The 19,786-nt window shown below is 67.3% G+C and carries 21 protein-coding genes, 2 tRNA genes and 1 other RNA gene; 10 read left to right on the top strand and 14 right to left on the bottom strand.

What is annotated here, in order from left to right; genetic code table 11:
* Position 1 precedes the first annotated feature (1 nt).
* The 3 genes from EDF74_RS01595 to EDF74_RS01585 are packed head-to-tail and all read left to right on the top strand — an operon-like array spanning position 2 to position 3,421.
* Positions 2 to 958: a DUF58 domain-containing protein gene (locus EDF74_RS01595; protein WP_123728509.1), complete on the top strand. Its 957-nt coding sequence runs from the start codon at positions 2 to 4 to the stop codon at positions 956 to 958.
* Entirely contained in the window at positions 951 to 2,900 is a 1,950-nt protein-coding gene (locus tag EDF74_RS01590; protein WP_123728508.1) for a transglutaminase TgpA family protein, read from the top strand. Before EDF74_RS01595 ends, EDF74_RS01590 begins: the two co-directional genes overlap by 8 nt.
* Positions 2,897 to 3,421 carry a Slp family lipoprotein gene (locus EDF74_RS01585; protein ID WP_019185338.1) on the top strand — a complete coding sequence of 175 codons (525 nt, stop codon included), beginning with the start codon at positions 2,897 to 2,899 and terminating at the stop codon, positions 3,419 to 3,421. Before EDF74_RS01590 ends, EDF74_RS01585 begins: the two co-directional genes overlap by 4 nt.
* A gap of 56 nt (positions 3,422 to 3,477) precedes the next feature.
* Here the strand turns inward: EDF74_RS01585 and EDF74_RS01580 are convergent, their stop codons facing one another.
* From EDF74_RS01580 to dnaX, 4 genes are all read right to left on the bottom strand, one after another.
* On the bottom strand, positions 3,478 to 3,837 hold the full coding sequence (locus EDF74_RS01580) for a histidine triad nucleotide-binding protein (RefSeq protein ID WP_123728507.1): 360 nt from the start codon (positions 3,835 to 3,837) through the stop codon (positions 3,478 to 3,480).
* Positions 3,838 to 3,918: 81 nt separating this feature from the next.
* Positions 3,919 to 4,518, bottom strand: a complete 600-nt coding sequence (gene recR / locus EDF74_RS01575; RefSeq protein ID WP_123728506.1) for a recombination mediator RecR — start codon at positions 4,516 to 4,518, stop codon at positions 3,919 to 3,921.
* Positions 4,519 to 4,617: 99 nt separating this feature from the next.
* Complete coding sequence (locus EDF74_RS01570; RefSeq protein ID WP_019185335.1) at positions 4,618 to 4,938, bottom strand: YbaB/EbfC family nucleoid-associated protein; 321 nt, start codon at positions 4,936 to 4,938, stop codon at positions 4,618 to 4,620.
* Positions 4,939 to 4,944: 6 nt separating this feature from the next.
* Entirely contained in the window at positions 4,945 to 6,957 is a 2,013-nt protein-coding gene (gene dnaX, locus EDF74_RS01565) for a DNA polymerase III subunit gamma/tau (protein ID WP_123728505.1), read from the bottom strand.
* A 136-nt stretch (positions 6,958 to 7,093) separates the two neighbouring features.
* Here dnaX and EDF74_RS01560 point away from each other — a divergent pair.
* Positions 7,094 to 7,186: transfer RNA gene (locus EDF74_RS01560), tRNA-Ser, on the top strand.
* Positions 7,187 to 7,501: 315 nt separating this feature from the next.
* Complete coding sequence (locus EDF74_RS01555) at positions 7,502 to 7,954, top strand: GNAT family N-acetyltransferase (protein WP_123728504.1); 453 nt, start codon at positions 7,502 to 7,504, stop codon at positions 7,952 to 7,954.
* 90 nt (positions 7,955 to 8,044) lie between these two features.
* On the opposite strand, the gene EDF74_RS01550 is transcribed toward EDF74_RS01555, so the two are convergent.
* Positions 8,045 to 8,362, bottom strand: a complete 318-nt coding sequence (locus EDF74_RS01550; protein WP_123728503.1) for a DMT family transporter — start codon at positions 8,360 to 8,362, stop codon at positions 8,045 to 8,047.
* 278 nt (positions 8,363 to 8,640) lie between these two features.
* Between EDF74_RS01550 and ffs the strand changes: the two genes are divergently transcribed.
* Positions 8,641 to 8,737, top strand: an RNA gene (gene ffs / locus EDF74_RS01545) — signal recognition particle sRNA small type.
* Positions 8,738 to 8,780: 43 nt separating this feature from the next.
* On the opposite strand, the gene EDF74_RS01540 is transcribed toward ffs, so the two are convergent.
* From EDF74_RS01540 to EDF74_RS01530, 3 genes are read right to left on the bottom strand one after another with little or no spacing between them, the layout of a single operon-like run.
* The gene (locus tag EDF74_RS01540) at positions 8,781 to 9,149 is read right to left on the bottom strand and encodes a DUF4440 domain-containing protein (RefSeq protein ID WP_123728502.1); all 369 of its coding nucleotides are present in this window, start codon (positions 9,147 to 9,149) and stop codon (positions 8,781 to 8,783) included.
* A 2-nt stretch (positions 9,150 to 9,151) separates the two neighbouring features.
* Positions 9,152 to 9,919 (bottom strand): MBL fold metallo-hydrolase, encoded by a 768-nt coding sequence (locus EDF74_RS01535; protein ID WP_123728501.1) that lies wholly within the window; start codon positions 9,917 to 9,919, stop codon positions 9,152 to 9,154.
* Positions 9,919 to 10,668: a 3-deoxy-D-manno-octulosonic acid kinase gene (locus tag EDF74_RS01530; protein WP_088432881.1), complete on the bottom strand. Its 750-nt coding sequence runs from the start codon at positions 10,666 to 10,668 to the stop codon at positions 9,919 to 9,921. The genes EDF74_RS01535 and EDF74_RS01530 overlap by 1 nt, the downstream gene beginning before the upstream one ends.
* Before the next feature lie 21 nt (positions 10,669 to 10,689).
* Here EDF74_RS01530 and EDF74_RS01525 point away from each other — a divergent pair, with 21 nt between their 5' ends.
* On the top strand, positions 10,690 to 11,745 hold the full coding sequence (locus tag EDF74_RS01525; RefSeq protein WP_123728500.1) for a glycosyltransferase family 9 protein: 1,056 nt from the start codon (positions 10,690 to 10,692) through the stop codon (positions 11,743 to 11,745).
* Here EDF74_RS01525 and EDF74_RS01520 read toward each other — a convergent pair.
* Together EDF74_RS01520 and EDF74_RS01515 are read right to left on the bottom strand one after the other, a co-directional pair.
* The gene (locus EDF74_RS01520; protein WP_019185792.1) at positions 11,724 to 12,131 is read right to left on the bottom strand and encodes a DUF6165 family protein; all 408 of its coding nucleotides are present in this window, start codon (positions 12,129 to 12,131) and stop codon (positions 11,724 to 11,726) included. The genes EDF74_RS01525 and EDF74_RS01520 overlap by 22 nt on opposite strands.
* A gap of 530 nt (positions 12,132 to 12,661) precedes the next feature.
* Positions 12,662 to 12,752 (bottom strand) — tRNA-Ser (locus tag EDF74_RS01515).
* 165 nt (positions 12,753 to 12,917) lie between these two features.
* On the opposite strand from EDF74_RS01515, the gene EDF74_RS01510 reads away from it, so the two are divergent.
* Positions 12,918 to 13,622: a PP2C family protein-serine/threonine phosphatase gene (locus EDF74_RS01510; protein WP_019185793.1), complete on the top strand. Its 705-nt coding sequence runs from the start codon at positions 12,918 to 12,920 to the stop codon at positions 13,620 to 13,622.
* A 45-nt stretch (positions 13,623 to 13,667) separates the two neighbouring features.
* On the opposite strand, the gene dnaQ is transcribed toward EDF74_RS01510, so the two are convergent.
* From dnaQ to EDF74_RS01495, 3 genes are read right to left on the bottom strand one after another with little or no spacing between them, the layout of a single operon-like run.
* Entirely contained in the window at positions 13,668 to 14,399 is a 732-nt protein-coding gene (gene dnaQ / locus EDF74_RS01505) for a DNA polymerase III subunit epsilon (protein ID WP_123728499.1), read from the bottom strand.
* A gap of 4 nt (positions 14,400 to 14,403) precedes the next feature.
* Positions 14,404 to 14,856 (bottom strand): ribonuclease HI, encoded by a 453-nt coding sequence (gene rnhA / locus EDF74_RS01500; RefSeq protein ID WP_121042991.1) that lies wholly within the window; start codon positions 14,854 to 14,856, stop codon positions 14,404 to 14,406.
* An 11-nt stretch (positions 14,857 to 14,867) separates the two neighbouring features.
* On the bottom strand, positions 14,868 to 15,512 hold the full coding sequence (locus tag EDF74_RS01495; protein WP_123728498.1) for a methyltransferase domain-containing protein: 645 nt from the start codon (positions 15,510 to 15,512) through the stop codon (positions 14,868 to 14,870).
* An 11-nt stretch (positions 15,513 to 15,523) separates the two neighbouring features.
* Here EDF74_RS01495 and gloB point away from each other — a divergent pair, with 11 nt between their 5' ends.
* Entirely contained in the window at positions 15,524 to 16,291 is a 768-nt protein-coding gene (gloB, locus tag EDF74_RS01490) for a hydroxyacylglutathione hydrolase (RefSeq protein WP_123728497.1), read from the top strand.
* The gene (locus tag EDF74_RS01485) at positions 16,288 to 17,502 is read left to right on the top strand and encodes a lytic transglycosylase domain-containing protein (RefSeq protein WP_123728496.1); all 1,215 of its coding nucleotides are present in this window, start codon (positions 16,288 to 16,290) and stop codon (positions 17,500 to 17,502) included. The genes gloB and EDF74_RS01485 overlap by 4 nt, the downstream gene beginning before the upstream one ends.
* Positions 17,503 to 17,618: 116 nt before the next feature.
* Here the strand turns inward: EDF74_RS01485 and EDF74_RS01480 are convergent, their stop codons facing one another.
* Positions 17,619 to 19,592 (bottom strand): peptidylprolyl isomerase, encoded by a 1,974-nt coding sequence (locus EDF74_RS01480; RefSeq protein ID WP_123728495.1) that lies wholly within the window; start codon positions 19,590 to 19,592, stop codon positions 17,619 to 17,621.
* Positions 19,593 to 19,786 lie beyond the last annotated feature (194 nt).

The following is a 19,786-nucleotide window of genomic DNA, read 5'->3' as shown; positions in this document are numbered from 1 at the left end:
GATGCGCCGCGGCTGGGGAGCCCGCTGGCAGCAACTGCAACACCTGGCGCGACCACGCCACCCCGAGCAGCTGCCGCGCCGCTTCGATCGGCGCCGCATCTATGTGCTGCCCACGCGCTTTGGCCTGTTCATAGCGGTGCTGCTGTCGGCAATGCTGCTGGGCGCACTGAACTACAACAACAACCCGGCCCTGCTGCTGGCCCTGCTGCTGGCGACGGTCAGCATCGCCAGCGCGATCAGTGCACATCTGCAGCTCTCCGCGCTGCAGGTGGACGCGATATCCGCCGAGCCGGTGACGGCCGGTGCCCCCCTGCGCCTGCGCATCAGCCTTTCGCGCAACGACACCCGCGCACGTCGCGGGCTGCAGGTGGAACACGGTGGCGTGGCGGCCTTCGGCCATCTGGTGGACAGCGATCAGATCGAAGTGGATCTGGACCTGCCCACGCATCAACGCGGCTGGTTCGACCTGGAGCGGATCCGCATCGCCACCACGCAGCCGCTGGGACTGGTGCGCGCATGGTCATGGGTGTGGCCGGAAACGCCGTTGCTGGTGTACGCCGCACCGGAACCCCACGCACCGGCACTGCCGGAAAGTGGCGGCGATCCGCTGCATACCCGCGTGCATGCCAGCGGCGACGAGCTGCATCAGCTGCGCCCGTATCGCGCCGGTGATCCCACCCGCAGCATCGCGTGGAAGCACTCGGCGCGGCGCGACACGCTGCTGGTGCGCGAGTATGAAAAACCGGTAGGCGTGGAAATCGTGCTGGACTGGCGCCAGCTGTCACCGTTGCCGACCGAAGCCCGCATCGCGCGGCTGGCACACTGGGTGGATCTGGCCGAACGCGAGGGGCGCCGCTACACGCTGACCCTGCCCGGGCAACCCGTGCTCGGCCCCGGCAATGGCAGCGCCCACCACCATCTGTGCCAGCGCGCCCTGGCGCTGATGCCGCATGACTGACCAACCCGCCTCCGCGCTGGGCACCGGTGCCCGCTACTGGACCTTGGCCAGCGCCGCGCTGTGCCTGTTGCCATTGCTGCTGCAGCTGCCGACCCTGCTGGCCGCCGTGATCGCCGGCGTGGCGGTGCTGACCGCACTGGCCTCGCGCCAGCGCCTGTTGCCCGGTGTACTGCGCCTGCTGCTGGTGCTCGCGATGTTGGCCGCCATCTATTGGCAGATGGGGCCGCGGCCCGGCCGTGACACCGGCTGCGCGCTGCTCGCGGCAATGCTCGCCCTCAAGTCCAGCGAGCTGCGCAGCCTGCGCGATGCACGCAGCCTGGTCGGCTTTGCGCTGTTCGCCCCGTTCGCCGCCTTCCTGCTCGACCAGGGGCCCACGACGATGGCGCTGGCGGTGCTAGCCGGCCTGGTCGCACTGCTTGCCCTGCAACGGCTGGCGCACCTGGAGGGCCAGGCACCACCGGCACCACTCAAGCGCCACCTGCGCGGTATCGGCCGCCTGGTGCTGCTCGGATTGCCGCTGGCCTTGGCCGGCTTCTGGCTGTTCCCGCGGTTGAGCGAACCGCTGTGGGGCATCCCCGACCGCGCGGTCGGCAACCCGGGGCTGTCGGACACCATGGAACCCGGCCAATGGCTGGACCTGATGGCCGATGACACCCCCGCGCTGCGCGTGCAGTTCTTCGGCGCGATTCCGGAACCGCAGCAGCGCTATTGGCGCGGGCCGGTGCTCAACCTGTTCGACGGCAAGCGCTGGGAACAGGACAAGCATCTGATCGAGCGCGCGCCTGCGGCAGTTACCCATGCTGCCACGCAGTGGGAGTACCAGATCGACTATGAGCCGACCGACCGCCGCCAACTGGTGGCACTGGATCTGCCGCTGCAGGCGCCCGCCGGCAGCGATCTGGATGCCAACCACAGCCTGCGCAGCCACGCGTCCCTGAGCGCGCTCACCCGCTGGCGGCTGACCTCCGCACCCGCCGTGGCCTACACCGAGGCATTGACGCCCTACGAGCGGCGCCTGGCGCTGCAGTTGCCGGACGGCTTGAACCCGCGAACCGCGGTGCTGGCCCGGCAGTGGCGGCAGGACGCCGGCAGCAACGATGCCGCGATCGTGCAGCGCGCGCTCGACTGGGTGCGCGCGCGTTTCGTCTACACCCTGGACACGCCCGAGCCCGGGCGTGATGGCGTGGATGAATTCCTGTTCGATCAGCAGGCCGGCTTCTGCCAGCACTTCAGCTCCTCGTTCGTAGTGCTGATGCGCAACGCCGGCATTCCGGCGCGGGTCGTGACCGGCTTTGCCGGTGGCATCCGCAACCCCTATGGCGATTACTGGGTGCTGCGCCGGATGGACGCCCACGCCTGGGCCGAGGTCTGGCTGCCCGGGCGCGGCTGGGTGCGGGTCGACCCGACCGCTGCCGTCGCCCCTGAACGCATCTACGACACGATCGAAGACCGCCTGGCCAACGGCGCAGATGCCACGCTGGACAGCCGATGGCTGCAAATCGGGCAGATGGGCGACTGGCTGCGCCGGGGCTGGAACGACCTGATCCTGTCCTTCGATGCCAACCGCCAGCAGCAGCTTCTTAAACCGTTTGGTTTCGAGCGACTGGATCCGAGCCAACTGGTCGGCATTTTCATCATCTTCGCGCTGACCGCGCTAGGGTGGATGGCATGGCTGCTGGCCCGGGGCGAACGCGAGCGCGACCCGCTGCTGCGGGCCTGGCACCGGCTGGGACGCCGGTATGCCCGCTATGGCTTGTCCCGTGCTGGCGCCGAACCCGCCAGCGCATGGGCCCGCCGGGTACATCAGCACCGTCCCGATCCGGCGTTGTTGTCGCTCAGCGAGCGTTTCGTCCAAGCGCGCTACGCTGGCGCTGACGTCGACCTCACTTCATTATTGCGCGACCTGCGCAGGCATCGCCCGACCTCCGGAGCATCCCCATGAAGATTCAAATCCTGCTTCCCCTTGCTGCCTCTCTGGCACTGGCTGCCTGCGCCACCGCGCCCAAGCCGCTGCAGGGGCAGTTCAGTATGGTCAGCCCGCGCGACGCGGTTCCCACCCAGCAGGTGGGCACCCCGGTGCGCTGGGGTGGTCGCATCATCGAGACCAATCCGGGCCAGGGCCAGACCTGCTTCCAGATGATTTCGCGCCCGCTCAACGGCAGTGGCCGCCCGAGCACCACCTCGGCCGACGCCAGTGACGGCCGCTTCATCGCCTGCCGCGCCGGCTTCTATGATCCGGCGGTGTTCGAGCCGGGCCGCGATGTGACCTTCATCGGCAAGATCGGCGGTTACGAGAACACCCGGATCGGCGAGTACGACTACCGCCTGCCGAAGCTGGACGCCGATGTCATCTACCTGTGGCCGGAACAGCGCCAGGTGGATGTGGTGCCCGCCTACCCGTATGGCCCGTGGGGCCCGGGCTGGGGTCCGGGTTGGGGCTACCGCGGCTGGGGCTGGTGGTAACACGCTGACGCAGAAACGCCGCCCCCGGGCGGCGTTTTTGTTTGCACCTGGCCGCCTCAGCCGTTCGGCGTGCCGAAGTGGCCCAGCGGCGCACCGGCCAGCAGATGCAGGTGGATATGGAACACGGTCTGCCCGGCATGCTCACGGCAGTTCATGACGATGCGGTAGCCGTCCTGTGCGAGGCCTTCGCGGCGCGCGTAATCCGCGGCGGCCATCGCCAGCTTGCCGATCAGGTGTGCCTGCTCCGGCTGCACATCATCGAGGGTGGGAATCGCCTCGTGCTTGGGAATGAACAGCACGTGCACCGGCGCCTGCGGGGCGATGTCCTTGAAGCCGAGCACCTCCTCGTCTTCGTAGACGATGGTGGCGGAAATTTCGCGGCGGATGATCTTGCCGAACAGAGTGTCGTGGCTCATGAGGGCACCTCGTGGAACAGGGCCTTGGAGAGTAGCGCGGATGCGCCCCCGGTTTCGATCATTGCCGCGCGGTGCGCAGCGTCATTCCTGCACTTCGGTACGCGTGCCAAAGGCGTGCGACAGCGTGCCGCGATCCACGTATTCCAGTTCGCCACCCAGCGGCAGACCCTGCGCGAGGCGGCTGGGCCGCACCTTGTAGCTGCGCGCCATCTGCGCCAGGTAATGTGCGGTCGCTTCGCCTTCCACGGTGGCACTGGTGGCGATGATCAACTCGTTGACCTCACCCTGCTTCAGGCGCGCCTCCAGCTGATCCAGGCCCAGCTCGCGCGGGCCGATGCCGTCCAGTGGCGACAGCCGCCCCTGCAGCACGAAGTACACCCCGCGGAAGCCGGTGGCCGTTTCGATCGCCAGGCGATCGGCCGGTGATTCCACTGCACACAACTGCTGGCGCTCGCGGCTGCCGTTGGCGCAGACCGCACAGATCTCGGTCTCGCTGAAATCCCGGCACTGTTCGCAATGCCCGATCCGCTCGATCGCCTTGGCCAGCAGCTCGGCCAGCTTCTGGCCGCCCTCGCGCTCGCGCTCCAGCACGTGGTACGCCATACGCTGGGCGGTCTTCTGGCCTACGCCTGGCAACACGCGGAAGGCCTCGATCAATTGTTCGAGCAGGGGCAGGCTCATGGCGGATCGCTCATCTCAGAAACAAGCGCGCGAAGCCCGGAGGCTTCGCGGCGCGGTCACCACGGTCGCGTCAGGCAGACACCCGGCGCAGGCGGTGGGTCAGAACGGCAGCTTCATGCCCGGGGGCAGCTGCATGCCGGCGGTCGCCGAACCCATGCGGTTCTTCGACTCGGCGTCGATCTTGTTGGAGGCATCGTTGAACGCGGCGGCCACCAGATCTTCGGTCATTTCCGCATCGGACAGCACCGACGGATCGATGCGCACCTTGCGGCATTCCTTGGTGCCGGTCAGGGTCACGCTGACCATGCCGCCGCCGGCACTGCCGGTCACTTCCAGCTTGGCGAGGTCTTCCTGGGCCTTCTGCAGGTTTTCCTGCATCTTCTGGGCCTGCTGCATCAGTTGGGCGATATTGCCGCGCATGGGTCTTTACTCTTCAAAAGGACGAATGGAATCGGCGACGACCCGGGCACCGTGTTGCTGGACCAGCAACTGCACCGAAGGATCGGCCATGAAAGCGGCTTCCGCCGCTGTTTGGCGTTCGCCACGCTGACGGTCAGCGCGCTGATGCAGGGTCTCGGCACCGGCTGCACCGGTATCGATCACCAGGCGCGGGGCCTGCCCCAAGGGGCCGGTCAACGCCGCGATCAGCGCCGCCTGCGAGCGGTCCGAACTCAAGTATTCAAATCCGGGCGAAATCGCCAGTTTCAAGACGCCGTGCTGGTAGCTGATGAACGCCGAGTGCGCGGCCAGCTGCTTGGACGGGCCATTGAGCTGGCTGCCGGCCACCAGTTCCAGCCAGGCATCGGCGGTCAGGTCGCCCTGAACGTCAGAGGGCGCGGTATCCGGCTCCGAGGGGGCGATGGCGATGCCCTCCGGACGGGCCACCGGGGCGGAGGCTTCCCGTGCAGGCGCGGGAGCAGCAGGTGCCACCGCGCGCTCGGGCGGTGCTTCCCACGGGGCGACCATGGCCGCATCCGGGGTGGCCATTTCGGCCGCCAGCGCTTCGTCGCGATCGGCGGCATCGCTCTCGTGGTGCCACGGGGGCAGATCGTCGTCGGCAGCGGGCGCTGTGACGGCGGGCTTGGACGGTTTGACCGGCTCGGCGGCGGCCGGGGGCGGGGCCGGGACAGGTTGTGTCGGTGCCGGCGGTGCGGGCTCAGGCGCCGCGGAGACGGAAGCAACCACGGGCGCCACCGGGGCCGGCTGAGCGACGGGGGCGCTCGCCTTGACCGGCGCCACGACCGATGCAGACGCCGCGCTCGCTGCCGCAGCGGCCATGCCGGTGCCTTGGCCGCTGGCTTGGCCACCACTGTTCACGTCGGTCCCGGTGCCCGGATCGCGGGGCACCGGCGGTACCGCGGCGGCGGGACGGAACGCCAGCATGCGCAGCACGGCCATCTCGAACCCGGCGCGCGGGCTCGGGGCCAGGTGCAGGTCACGACGGCCGCCCAGGGCCATCTGGTACCAGAGCTGGACCACTTCCGGGCGCAGGCGCTGGGCGAAGGCCTCGGCATCGATCCCCTCGCCCGCCGTCGCGGCGCCCGGCACCAGCTGCTGCACCTGGATCCGGTGCAGGGCTTGGGCCAGGGCATCGAGCACCCCGCTCCAGTCCGGCGAGAACTCGGCCAGCAGGGCCACGGTCTGCAGCAGGCGCGGACCATCGCCATCGGCGAGCGCATCCAGCATCGCAGCGACCTGGGTGCGGTCGACCGTGCCCAGCATCGCGCGCACCACATCCTCGCGCAGCGCACCGCCGGCATAGGCGATCGCCTGATCCAGCAGCGACAGGCCGTCACGCAGGCTGCCATCGGCGGCCTTGGCCAACTGCACGATCGCGGTCGGGTCGGACTCGATCTCCTCGGCCGCCAGGATCTTGGTCATCTGGCCCTGGATCTGGTCCTCGTCCAACCGCTTGAGGTTGAACTGCAGGCAGCGCGAGAGCACCGTCACCGGCAGCTTCTGCGGATCGGTGGTGGCCAGCAGGAACTTCACATGCTCCGGCGGCTCTTCCAGCGTCTTGAGCAGCGCATTGAACGCCGCCTTGGACAGCATGTGCACTTCGTCGATCAGATAGACCTTGTACTTGCCCCGGGAGGGCATGTACTGGGCGTTCTCGATCACCTCACGGACATCATCCACACCGGTATTGGACGCAGCATCGATCTCGAGCAGATCGATGTAGCGGCCGGAGTCGATATCCAGGCAGGCCGGGCACTGGCCACATGGATCGGCACTGGTGCCCTGCTCGCAGTTCAGCGACTTGGCGAAAATACGGGCAATGGTGGTCTTGCCGACCCCGCGGGTGCCGGTAAACAGGAACGCATGGTGCACCCGGCCGCTGTCCAGCGCATTGCTGAGCGCACGGACCACGTGTTCCTGGCCCACCAGCTCGGCAAAACGCTTCGGACGCCACTTGCGGGCAAGGACGAGATAGGACATCAGGCCACCGTCTTCATCGGGACGACCATTGTGCCACGCCTGTCCAGCCCCCCTGCCCTTCGTGACGAACCGCTTGTGCGATTCCAATTCCCCCGCTAGAATCTGCGCCCCTGCAGCGGGTTATCGCAGCAGGTCCGGAGAGGTGTCCGAGCGGTTGAAGGAGCACGCCTGGAAAGTGTGTAAGCGTCTAAACCGCGCTTCGGGGGTTCGAATCCCCCTCTCTCCGCCACACAAATAAAAAGGCCGCCCTCAGGGGCGGCCTTTTTATTTGTGCGACGGACAGCATGGGGGACGAGAACCCCAACGGGTTCGACGGATTCGCCGGGAGCGAATCCGGACAGCCGAACGGCTGGCCCTGGAGCGCGTCAGCGCGGAAGGGCTGGGTGCATGGATGCACCCAGCAATCCCAATGAAGCGGCCACCCTGCATCCGAAGCGTCTGCGCCGCCACCGCTTGCGCCACGCAAACCGTCACCACCGCTAACGGTAGAGCCGACCGCTGGTCGGCTGCTCTTCTCGCAGCCAACCCATGCCAAAGTCCCCCCATGCCCACCCTGCGCCCCTACACCCCAACAGACGCCCCCGCCTGCCTGGCACTGTTCGATACCAACGTGCCGCATTACTTCGCCCCACACGAACGCCACGACTTCGCCAACTATCTACTCCACCCAGACCGCGCCCACGACTACCTGGTGATCCACCACAACGGCCACCTCGTCGCCTGCGGCGGCCTCGCCCTGGACAACGAACACAGCGCGGCCTTCTGCTGGGGCATGGTCGACCGCACCCGGCATCGCCAAGGCCTGGGCACGCAGCTCTCTCATGCACGCCTGGCCCACGCAAGAACACTCGGCGCCGAGTGCGTGACGCTCAGCACCAGTCAGCACACACAGGATTTCTACGCCGGCCTCGGCTTCGTCGTCACCCACATCACCCCTGATGGACACGGCCCCGGGCTGGATGCGGTGGAGATGGTGCTCGAACTGGCGCCGCGTTGAGCGGCGCCAGTGATCGGAGTGCGCCAGGGTTACATCAGCCGCGCATGGCGTGGCTCTACCCCGGAGCGCGCAGCGTGCGTTTTGAACGCCTCAGCTGCTGCTCAACTTCATCAACACCAACCCGCTCACGATCAGCACCGCTGCGGCAATCCGCATCGCGCTGACCTGTTCGCCCAGGAAGGTAATACCGATCACGAACGCACCGACCGCGCCGATGCCGGTCCAGATCGTGTACGCGGTGCCCAGCGGCAACGTGCGCATCGCCAGTGACAGCAGCCAGAAGCTGGCGATCATGGTGACGAGAGTGATGATCGAGGGGGTGAGCTTGCTGAACCCCTCGGATTGCTTCATCGAGAACGCCCAGACGATTTCCAGTACACCGGCTGCCAACAGATAGATCCAGGCCATGCGGCCCTCCTTGATGGGGGCCAGGCCGTCCTGGTCAGTGGTTCCCGAAATGGGGGAGGCCGTTCCTCCTGTGCCGCGTATTTTACCGCCCCACCCGCGCAATAGCCGCTACTGACGGCATCGGGCTACACAGGATTCAGCCTCCGCGTCTGGTACTGCATGCCGCGCATGCGCTAGAATGCGCGACTGCACTGCCGGACCTGTTCCTGCGGTGCACCTTCCGCCTGCGGCCGGCTGATCCCTGATCGCCCTGCAGCCGGAACGTCTCTATGGTGGCCCCGTCGGCCCCTCGCGACGCTAGGTCGAAAATCCCGCCAGGGCCGGAAGGCAGCAACGGTATCGATCGACGCGGGCGCCGAGGTCAGCCGGCGGGGCCGCCACCTTTTTGGGTCCCCTGTTTCCTTCGCGATGCTGCCGATCAAGGCGCTGCGGGCGTGCCCTGATGGAACACCACCCTCCACGCCTCGCCATGCAGTCGCCACAGCGAACTGCGCAGCACCTCGCGCTGACGCACCCCTTCGATCACATACCAACTGCGGTAGCGCACCTGCGCCAGCGTCGGGGCCAGCAGGACGACGGCGTAATCGCTGGACACGATCTCCACCTGCGCACGCTCGCGTGGGATCTCGGCCAGCGCGGTCGCACGGTCGAAACAGGCGCCCGAGCTGCCGATCTCACGGAAGTCGTCATCCAACAGCGCCGCCAGCTGCGCGACATCTCCGCGGACCGCTGGCGCATGCAACGCGCGTTCGAGCGCCTGCAGATGGGCGGCCAGCGCGTCGCCCATGCTCAGGGAGGATCCTGGGCCAGCACATGCATCGCGGTCGGCGTGGCCAGCGCCACACGCTCGCCGGGATGCGCCACACGATGGCCACGCTGGCGCAGCGCTTCGCCGTCGCTCTCGCTGGCATAGTGGTACAGCATCATCCGCGCCTGCAGCTCGGGCGTGTACTCACGCTCCAGGTCATCCACACCGGTGTGGGAGGGATTGCCGTGCAGGCCGCAGTCGTGGGCGATCAGTTCGTTGTCGTCGGCGTAGCGCGCCAGCATTTCCGGAACCGGCCGGGTATCACCACTCCAGGTGACCGCGCCCTTCAGGCGCAGACCATAGGCGGTTTCCGGCCAGTGATGGCGCACCGGGAAGACTTCCAGGCGCACGCCGTCATGCCAGAACGCATCGCCGACCACGATCAGCTGGAAGGCATCCCAGAAATTCGCGCCGCCCTCGGCCAGCACGTTCGGGTAATCGGCCACGCGCTTGTGCAGCAGCGGCACGACCGTCGCCGGCACGTAGAGGCGGATGCGCCCACGACGCTGCGGCGAGAAATAGGCATCCACGAACAGACGTTCGAAACCAGCCACATGGTCCAGGTGCACATGGGTGACGAACAGGGCCTGCGGCACATGCCCGTAGTGCGCCTGGAAGGCGGTCAGCCCTTCCCCGCCGCAATCGATGGTGAGCCACGGGCGGCCATCACGCTCGATCACCGCCATCGGCGAACCCAGCTGCACGGCCGACGCATTGCCGACCCCCATGAAACGCAGTGCCCAGTCCATCAGTAGCCCCGGTTCCAGGCCAGATCGTAGGCGCGGCGCAGCCGTGCGTAGTCCTTTTCGACGTCGTCATGGCTGCGCTCACCGCGCAGCTTGATCAGCGAGCGCAGCAGCCGCTTGAGATTGCGTTCGCGCCAGCGGGTGGCGGGAATGCGCAGCACACCGCGATCGAAATCGATCAGCCAGCCGTGGCCGTTGGCGTCGAACAGAATGTTGTGGGCGTTGAGATCGGCATGGTCCAGCCCGGCGCGGTGGAAGCGCGCGATCAGCCGGCCCGTCTCTTCCCAGGGGGCGCCGCGCCCGGCGACCAGCGCGCGGTCGGCCAGCGAGCGCACGCCCTCCAGCCGCTCCATCAGGATCGCCGCTTTGTAGCGCAGGCCTTCGCGCATGTAGAACGCGGCAATCGGTCGCGGCACCGGCAGCTTCTGCGCGCGCAGGGCACGCATCAGCCGGAACTCGGCAAAACTGCGGGTGCGGTTGGCGCCACGCCAGATGTAGTGGTCCCGGCTGAGCTTGGCCGCCAGGCCGCCGCGCAGGTACTGGCGCAGCACGGCATGACCGAAGGGCGCATCGACGAACCAAGCGCCGCCGCGGCCGCCATCGCCGACCGGTCGCGCCCGCTCGCCCCAGTGGGCCGGCGCGAACAGGCTCATCTCGGCTTGCCGCAAGGCTTCGCGGTCGAACAGAATGGCACCGATACCGCGTCCATCGCGGCAGGGCGTCAGCGCTTCAGTGGCGTCGAATGCGACCATTCCTTCGAGTCTAACAACACCATGGCACCAACGTCCTCTTCCTTGTGTCTTTTGCGTTTGTCCGCGCTGGGGGACGTGACCCATGTGGTGCCGCTGGTGCGCACCCTGCAACAGGCCGATCCCGGCGTTTGCCTGCACTGGATCATCGACAAGGCCGGCCACAAGCTGCTCGATGGGCTGCCGGGCGTGACCTTCCACAGCTTCGACAAGAAGACCGGCCTGGCCGGCATGCGCGCCCTGCGCGAGAGCCTCCCTGCCGGGCGCTTCGATGCGCTGCTGCAGATGCAGGTGGCCTTCCGCGCCAACGTGCTGTCTGCCTTCGTGCCGGCCAAGCGCCGCATTGGCTACGACAAATCGCGCTCAAAAGACCTTCACGGGCTGTTTATCAATGAGCGCATCCCCGACCGCCCCGGCATCCACGTGCTGGATGCGATCGGCAGCTTCTGCGAGCCGCTGGGCCTGAAGCAGACCGAGGTCAGCTGGGACCTGGCCGTGCCGCCGGCCGCGTTCGAGTGGGCCAATGCCCAGTGGGCCGACGACGGCCGCCCGGTGCTGATGATCTCGCCCTGCTCCAGCCACGTGCGTCGCAACTGGTATGCCGACCGTTATGCGGCCGTCGCCAACCACGCCACCTCACGCGGCTGGCGGGTGGTGCTGTGCGGTGGGCGCAGCGATCTGGAGCGCGGCATGGCCGATGCCATCCAGGCGCAGCTGACCACCCCGGCGCTGGATCTGGTCGGCAAGGACACCCTCAAGCAACTGCCGGCGCTGTTGGCGCGCGCCGCGCTGGTGATGACGCCCGATTCGGGCCCGATGCATATCGCCAACGCGATGGGCACCAAGGTGCTCGGCCTGCACGCGGCCAGCAACCCGCACCGCAGCGGCCCCTACTCCGACCGCCGCTACTGCGTGGACCGCTACGACGATGCGGCACGCAGATTCCTGGGCAAGCCGGCCAGCGAACTGAAATGGGGCGCGAAGGTCGAATTCGACGACGTGATGCAGCTGATCACGGTCGAGGACGGCATTGCCGCCTTCGAGCGCTATGTCGCCGATTACGCGCCGCGCGGGGCGTAATCCTTGTACGACTTCTCTTCCACGTAGAGCGAGCCCAGCGCCAGGTTGATGTCCTTCTTGATGCGGGCACGCTCATCGTTCTGCTGGTAGACGCTGCGGGCCAGTTCGACGAAATGATCGTCGAAGGCCTGGGCCTTGTCCTGCAGACGGATGTTGTCTTCGATGTCCCACAGGCGCTCGTTGACGGCCTTGAGCTCGGCGCGCAGGCGCGCGATGTCCTTGACCCCGGCCGGGTGCGCCATCCAGGTCTTTTCCAGCGCGCTCAGCTCGGTGCGGATGTTGGCCAGCTTGGCCTCGTCGCTGATGCGCTCGGATTTGATCTGCAGGATCGAGATCTTGTCGAGCAGTTCACCGAAGGACACGGGGACGAGGATTTCAGCGGTCATGGTGGGGATCCGTTACGTGAGGTGGGCAGTTTAGCGGAGCGCATGTTGGAGGGGTGTGGCCTGAGGGTGCGGCCCTCGGGTAGAGCCACGCCATGCGTGGCTGCGCGGTGATCGGGAGGCAGCCACGCATGGCGTGGCTCTACCGCGATGACGTCGCGTGGCTTGCGGGATGGCCGCTTCGTTGCCGGGATTGCTGGGTGCATCCATGCACCCAGCCCTTCCGCGCTTGCGCGCTCCAGGGCCGCGCCGCCTGGAGTTGGATACGCCGATGGGATGAACGCGTCGCCACGCGCCCGGGTATGTCGGTGATGACGCTTGGGGCTCCGGAAGCAGGGTGGCCGCTTTATTTGGATTGCTGGGTGCATCCATGCACCCAGCCCTTCCGCGCTTGCGCGCTCCAGGGCCAGACGTTCGTCTGTCCGGATCTGCTCCTGCAGATCCGTCGAACCCCCGGTCGGGGGTTCTCGTCCGCCCATCAGGCCGGATAAAAAGAAAAGGGCCGCCCGATAGGCAGCCCTTTTCTTTTTATCTGGCGGAGAGGGGGGGATTCGAACCCCCGAGGCGCTATAAACGCCTGCCTGATTTCGAGTCAGGTACATTCAACCGCTCTGCCACCTCTCCAGATGGTCCCGGCGAACCGGGACGCGAATGATACGGGCAGGACGCGCTGGCGACAAGTCATTGCGTGCAAAGAAGTGAATTTCTTCTGTATGGATGCCTTGCCGGATGTCCGGCGGGCCGCGATCATGCCGTTATCCCTCGCAATCCTCACCGGCACGCGCCTTCATGATCGAATTCGGACACCTGACCCACCCCGGCCTGCGCCGTGACCTCAATGAGGATACGTATTACGGGGATGGCGAACTGGCGCTGTGGCTGGTCGCCGATGGCATGGGCGGGCACGCCTGCGGTGAGGTGGCCAGTGCGCTGGCACGCGAGACCATCGTGCGCGAGATCCGCCGCGGGGCGACGCTGGCGCATGCGATCCGGATCGCCGATGAGGAAATCATCCGCACCTCGCGCCGCCGCAACGACAGCCTGCCGATGGGCACCACCGTGGTGGCGGCCCGTGTACAGGGCAATCGGTATGAGGTGGCGTGGGTCGGCGACAGCCGCGCGTACCTGTGGCGCGACGGCAAGCTGGCCCAGCTCAGCCAGGATCACAGCGTGGTCCAGGAACTGGTCGCCCAAGGCAATCTGACCGCCGAGCAGGCGCGGGCGCATCCGCATCGCAATGTGGTGACCCAGGCGCTTGGGGTGACCGATCCGGCACATCTGAATGTGGCGACCACCACCGGTGAGCTGCGCCCGGGCATGCAGCTGCTGCTGTGCAGTGACGGGCTGACCGAAGAGGTCGAGGACAAGGGCATCGCCCGCACCCTCGCCTTCGACGATGCCAGTGCGCAGGAATGCGTGGATACCCTGGTCGCCGCCGCGCTCGATGGCGGCGGCTCGGACAACATCACCGTGATTCTGGTGCGATGCCACTGAGGCAGGCATCCCGACCAACGGTCGGGACCTACCGGGGTCGGGCGCTCAGGCGCTGACCGCTTCCGCCGCCTCGGGTTCACCATCCCAGATCGCGCGGCCGGCCTTCTTGCGCAGCTTGGCCAGGCGCGCTTCGTGCGCTTCCAGCTCCGAGGCGGTGGCCACCACGCGCGGGCGCGGCAGCAGGCGCGAGGTGTCGAAGGTCTGCGCGTGGGCGCTGCCGGTTTTCTGGTCATCGGCCGAGCCGAAGCCGATTTCTTCCTGGCCCGAGGTCAGGGCGATGTACACATCGCCCAGGATCTGCGCATCGAGCAGGCCGCCGTGCAGCTGGCGGTGGGCATTGTCCACGCCCAGGCGCCGGCACAGTGCATCCAGCGAGTTGCGCTGGCCGGGGAATCGCTCGCGCGCCATCTTGAGCGTATCGATCACCGTGCAGCGGTCGGTGATCTTGCCGTAGTGGTCGCCCAGCAGCGACAGCTCGTTGTCCAGGAAGCCCAGATCGAACGCCGCGTTGTGGATGATCAGTTCGGCGCCATCGATGTAGGCGAGGAAGTCGTCAACGACCTGGGCGAAGTCCGGCTTGTCGGCCAGGAACTCCAGGGTCAGGCCGGTGACTTCCTGCGCGCCCTGTTCGAACTCGCAGTCCGGCTTGAGGTACTGGTGGTAGTTGTTGCCACTGGGGCGGCGCTCGAGCAGTTCCACACAGCCGATTTCGACGATGCGGTTGCCCTTCCGCCATTCCAGGCCGGTGGTTTCGGTATCAAGGATGATCTGACGCATGGGCTCAGTGTACCGGGCCAGCGGCGCGGATCCGGATCGCGGCGTCGCGCGCCAGCTGATCCACGCGCTCGTTGTCCGGGTCGCCGGAATGCCCCTTCACCCAGCGCCAGTCGATGGTGTGCTTGAGCGTGGCCGCGTGCAGGCGCTCCCACAGCTCCCGGTTCTTGACCGGCGAGCCGCCAGCGGTTTTCCAGTTCTTGCGGATCCAACCGGGCATCCACTCGGTCAGGCCCTGGCGCACGTACTGCGAATCGGTGAACAGCACGATGTTGCACGGCTCGGTCAGGGCTTCCAGCCCCGAGATGGCGGCCATCAGCTCCATGCGGTTGTTGGTGGTATGTGCTTCGCCACCGCTCAGTTCGCGCTCGTGCGCGTTGTAGCGCAGCAACGCCGCCCAGCCGCCAGGGCCGGGATTGCCGAGGCAGGAACCGTCGGTGTGGATTTCTATCGTCTTCATTCCATTCCAGATCAGGTGGCAACCGTGCCGTGCCAACGTGGCACGGCCACGGGCGTCGGTCCCGGCAATGCCAGAGTGCGTTTTTCAGCGGTGAACAGACAGGCGGCCCGCAGCGGGGCCAGATCGCGCCGCGTCGGCGAACGGTCGCGCCACATCGGGCCGAGGTAGTGCAGGTCCTCGCAGCTCAGGCCAGCCTGCGTAAGGGTGTGCCGCAGCCGCTGCGGGCTGCGCACGACCAGCCCGTGATGGCGCCACTGGCGGCGGTACGGGCTGAACGGGTTGAGGGTGGACAGCCACAGCCGGCCGCCGGGCATCAGCACGCGCGCGCACTCGGCGATCAGCTGCTCGGCGTCACGGGCGGTGACGTGCTGCAGCACGATGGCGTTGACGCTCTCGTCCGGCAGCGGCAGTGGGAGCGCGCACTGCACGTCCCCGGCATAGGTCGCCCCGACCCGGTGGAGGCGCAGGCCGCGGCCCGGCAGATCCACACACTCCAGCCAGCCGGGCGTCGGTGCCACCCACAGCCACGGGTTCACCGGGCGCTCGGCGAGCAGGCTGCGCAACCGCTCCGATTCCAGACGGCGCAACGCTTGTGCCGGTTCAGTATCAAACCAGGATGCGACTGTCGCTTGACGGGGGCTCGGCACGAGGGGCATGGTCCAATTCTATGCGACTGACCGCCCTACCCGCGTTTGCGGACAATTACATCTGGGCGCTGGTCGCCGACGACGGCCGCGCCGTGGTCGTCGACCCCGGCCAGGCCGACCCCGTTCTGGCCGCCGCAGCGCAGCAGGGATGGGTTCCCCACAGCATTCTGTTGACCCACCACCACGACGACCACATCGGCGGCGTGGCCGAGCTGCAGGCCCGTTTTCCCGCGGTGGAGGTCTACGCACCGGTGGAACCGCGCATCGCGGTCCCTGCCCATCGGGTGGCTGAAGGTGAATGCGTTCAGGCATTGGGGCTCGGGTTCCACGTAGTATCCGTGCCCGGGCACACCCGGAGCCATATTGCGTTTCACACCGCTGAACACCTTTTCAGTGGCGATGCGTTGTTCAGCCTGGGCTGTGGGCGCATGTTCGAAGGTACGCCTCCCCAGCTTCTGGCATCCCTGCGGAAGCTGGCGTCCCTGCCAGCGCAACTGATGGTCTGTTGCGCCCACGAGTACACCCTGTCCAATGCCGTCTTCGCGCGGCATGTAGACCCCACCAACGCTGCGCTGTCGCAGCGCCATGAGGAGGCCTTGGCCATGCGCCGCGATGACCTGCCCACGCTGCCGGTTTCACTGGCAAGCGAGCTGGAATGCAACCCGTTCCTGCGTACGAACACCCCCGCCATCCAGGCGGCCGTCAGCGCCCATCTCGGGCGTCCCGTTACCGATGAAGTCGATGTTGTCGCAGGCCTGCGACACTGGAAAGACGGATTTCGAACATGAGTCGGCGATTGTTGCCGCTCGCGCTTGGCCTGGCGATCGCCGTGGCCGGCAGCGCGGGCGCCCAGTCGTTGACCGCCGGCATGTCGCAGAACGTGGCCGGCCTGTCCTCCCTTCCCCTGACCGCTGCGGCCCTGCCGCCGGCCTCGGTGCGCAACGGGCAGGAGATCTTTGCCAGCTTCCGCGATGGCCTGGCCGAACCCACCTGCGACGCCGAGGCGACCAGCCCGCGTTGGCAGAAGCAGTTCGCGCATGCCCCCTCGCGGCTGGCCAACCAGGACGATGACGCCCTGGTGCTGTTCGGCTATGTGGTCGAAGAGCTGCGCAACTCCAATCTGCCGACCGAATTCGCGCTGATTCCCTTCGTGGAAAGTGGCTACCGGCCCAACGCCCGCAATGGCAGCGGCCCGGCTGGCCTATGGCAGTTCATCGCCACCACCGCCAAGAACCACCGCGTGCAGATGACCCCGGGCTATGACGGCCGCCTCTCTGCCGTGGATTCCACCCAGGCCGCGGTGCGCTACCTCAAGACCCTGCACGGCATGTTCGGCGGCGACTGGCGACTGGCCACCATGGCCTACAACGCCGGCGAGTACCGCGTGCTGCAATCGCTGCGCAAGGCCGGCATGAACGCACAGAACGCGCGCCCGGCGGAATTGCCCGGGCTGTCGCCGGTCACCTATGCCTATGTCGAGAAGCTGCATGCGCTGGCCTGCGTCCTGGAAGACGCGGAAACCGAGCCGGCGGTGATGGCCTCGCTGGACCGCACCGTGCCGGTGCTGAAGGGGCACACCCTGCCGGCCGGCACCAGCGTCCAGCAGTGGGCCCAGCAGCGCGCTCTCGACCCCGCCCGGATCGCCCGCCTCAATCCGGCGCTGGCCAGCGGCAAGGGCCGTCCGAGCGGCCAGGTGACGGTTCTGGCCCCGACCGCGCATGCCCCGGTGGATGCCAGTGCCAGCGTGGCCGCCCTTGCGGTGGCGCCGAGCGCACCGGCCGACACCACGGCGGCGCGTACGGTGCCCGGCCCGGTGGCCACCCGTACCGTGGCCAGCGCGGACCGCCCGCGCAGCCGCCGCCACACCGTGCGCGATGGCGAGTCGCCCTGGACCATCGCCCGCCGCTACGGCATGCCGCTGAAGGCGCTGCTGTCGCTCAATGGGCTCAGTGGCAGCAGTGTGCTCAAGCCGGGAGCGGTGCTGCGCGTCGAAGACTGAGCGCGCGCGGATCCTATTGCTGGTAACGACACTGCCCGGTTCCGCCGGGCAGTGTCGTTTTCAACAAAAAGCCCGGCATGGCCGGGCTTTTTGTTGTCCAGCAGACGCCGACCCGGTTACAGGTTGGCTTCTTCGGTCTGCACCTTGAAGTGCTTGCGCATCGCTTCGACGTAGGCCTTGGCGGCGGCCATGCCGTCGATCTGGCTCAGCTGCTCCTTGAGCTGCTGCTGCTGGGCGGCATCTACTTCGGCCACGTTGCCCGGGGTGACCTTGTTGACCGCGTAGATCACGTAGCGGCCCTGCACGGCGACCTTGCCGTAGCTGGGCTTGCCTTCGGCCGGCAGCGGCGCGCTGAACACGGCGCGGTTGATTTCCGGGGTCGGTACCGGCTGGGTACGCGGCAGGCCCGGCAGCGGGCTGATCTGCAGCTGGTCGCTGGTCGCCAGCGCCTGCAGGGTCTGCCCGGCCTTCAGCTTGGCCAGCACGGCGTCCACGGCCTTCTCGGAAGCCTGGCGGGTGCGGTCGGCATGGATCGCAGCGATGACCTGCTCACGGGCCTTGGCCAGCGGCAGCGCCTGCTCCGGGCTGTGCTCGGTCACGCGGATCATCACGTTGTGGTTCGGGCCCAGCTCGATCGGGTCGCTCACCGTGCCATCCTGGGTCAGGATGTCGGAGAACGCCGCACGCAGCACCGCGGGGTTGGCCGCGATGCCACTGGCGGTGGCGCGGGTGAACGGACCGATCGTCTGCACCGGCAGGCTCATGTCCTTGGCCGGGCCTTCCAGCGAGGTCGGGTTCTTGTAGACCAGATCCACCAGGCGGCCACTCAGCTCAGTGAACACGCGATCGGTATCGGCCTTGAGCTGTTCGGCAGCCAGCTGGTCACGCACGTCCTCGAACGCGCGGCCTTCGCCACCCTTGGTCTCGCGCAGCTTGAGCACGTGGTAGCCGAACTCGGTCTTCACCGGCCCAACCACGTCGCCCGTCTTCATGGCGAACAGCGCGTCTTCGAACGGCTTCACCATCGCGCCGTGTTCCACCCAGCCCAGGTCGCCGCCGGTGTCCTTGGAACCCGGATCTTCCGAGTTGGCCTTGGCCAGCGCGGCGAAATCGGCACCCGGCGCCTTGGCTTCCGCGGCGATGCGCGTGGCCTTTTCTTCGGCTGCCTTCAGCTTGGCCGGATCGTTGCCATCGGCGGTGATCAGGATGTGCGAGGCCAGACGCTGTTCCGGCGTGGCAAAGCGTGCCTTCTCATCCTGGTAGCGCTTGCGCAGCGTGGCTTCGTCAGCCGCGGCTGCGGCCGGCAGGTTTGCGCCGTTGATCTCGACGTATTCCAGCGACACGGTTTCCGGCTGGCGGAAATCCTTGGTGTGGCTGTCGTACCACTGCTTGATCTGTGCGTCGGTCACTTCGGCGGTATCGGCCGGCGTTTCCGGCAGCGCGGCCAGCTCCACGTCACGCGTTTCACCGAGCAGCTTCATCAGGCGCTCGGCTTCGCTCTGGGTGGTGAACCCCGAACGCTGCAGGGCCGACGGGATGATCGACTGCTGGATGCTCTCGCGCACCAGCGCTTCGAACTGCGTCGGCGTGCGCGGCGGATTACCGCTGGCCAGCGCGATGCGGTAGTTGTCCTGGTTGAACTTGCCGTCCGCATCCAGGAAGGCCGGAATCGAGGCGATGTACTCGCGCACGGCACCATCGCCGATCACGATGCCGGACTGTTCGCCGGCCAGGCGCACCACCTGCTCATCGATCATCTGATCGAGCACGGCCAGCTTGCTTTCGGTGCTTTCGAACTGGCGCGGATCGAAATCCTCACCCTGTTCCTGGCGTGCCTGCTGGCGCGCCTGCTCGAAGCGCACGCGGAAATCGTTGGAGCTGATTTCATGGTGCTGCCACAGGAACGAGACCGGCCACCACGACGGGGCGGACTTCCACCAGGTCGGCGGGGCGGCCACTTTGGCCACGTTCTGCGAGCCGACGCCACCGAGGTAGCTGGAGTCGATCACGAACAGGAACGGAATCATCAGCAGCCCCAGGATCACGGTAACGATCCAGCCCGAGGTCTTGTCGCGAAGTTTCTGCAGCATGGGAAAAATCAAGGCCTGATTGGCGAGCCCGGCAGTGTAACCCGCTTCGCGGCAGGCTCCAAAAGTGCCCGCATCGGCCGCCCCGGCCAGATCCAGAGGCTCCCACGCCCGGCCATGGCAACGGATGCACGGTCAGTCGCGCGCCGTTGATCGATGCGCTGAATTGAAAACAAAAAAAAGCCCTTGGTTTTCAC

Origin of the sequence: Stenotrophomonas rhizophila (assembly GCF_003751305.1) — a bacterium.
Lineage (GTDB): Bacteria > Pseudomonadota > Gammaproteobacteria > Xanthomonadales > Xanthomonadaceae > Stenotrophomonas > Stenotrophomonas rhizophila_B.
The sequence above is the reverse complement of the archived record's forward strand: the minus strand, read 5'-3'. Positions and strand labels throughout refer to the sequence as shown.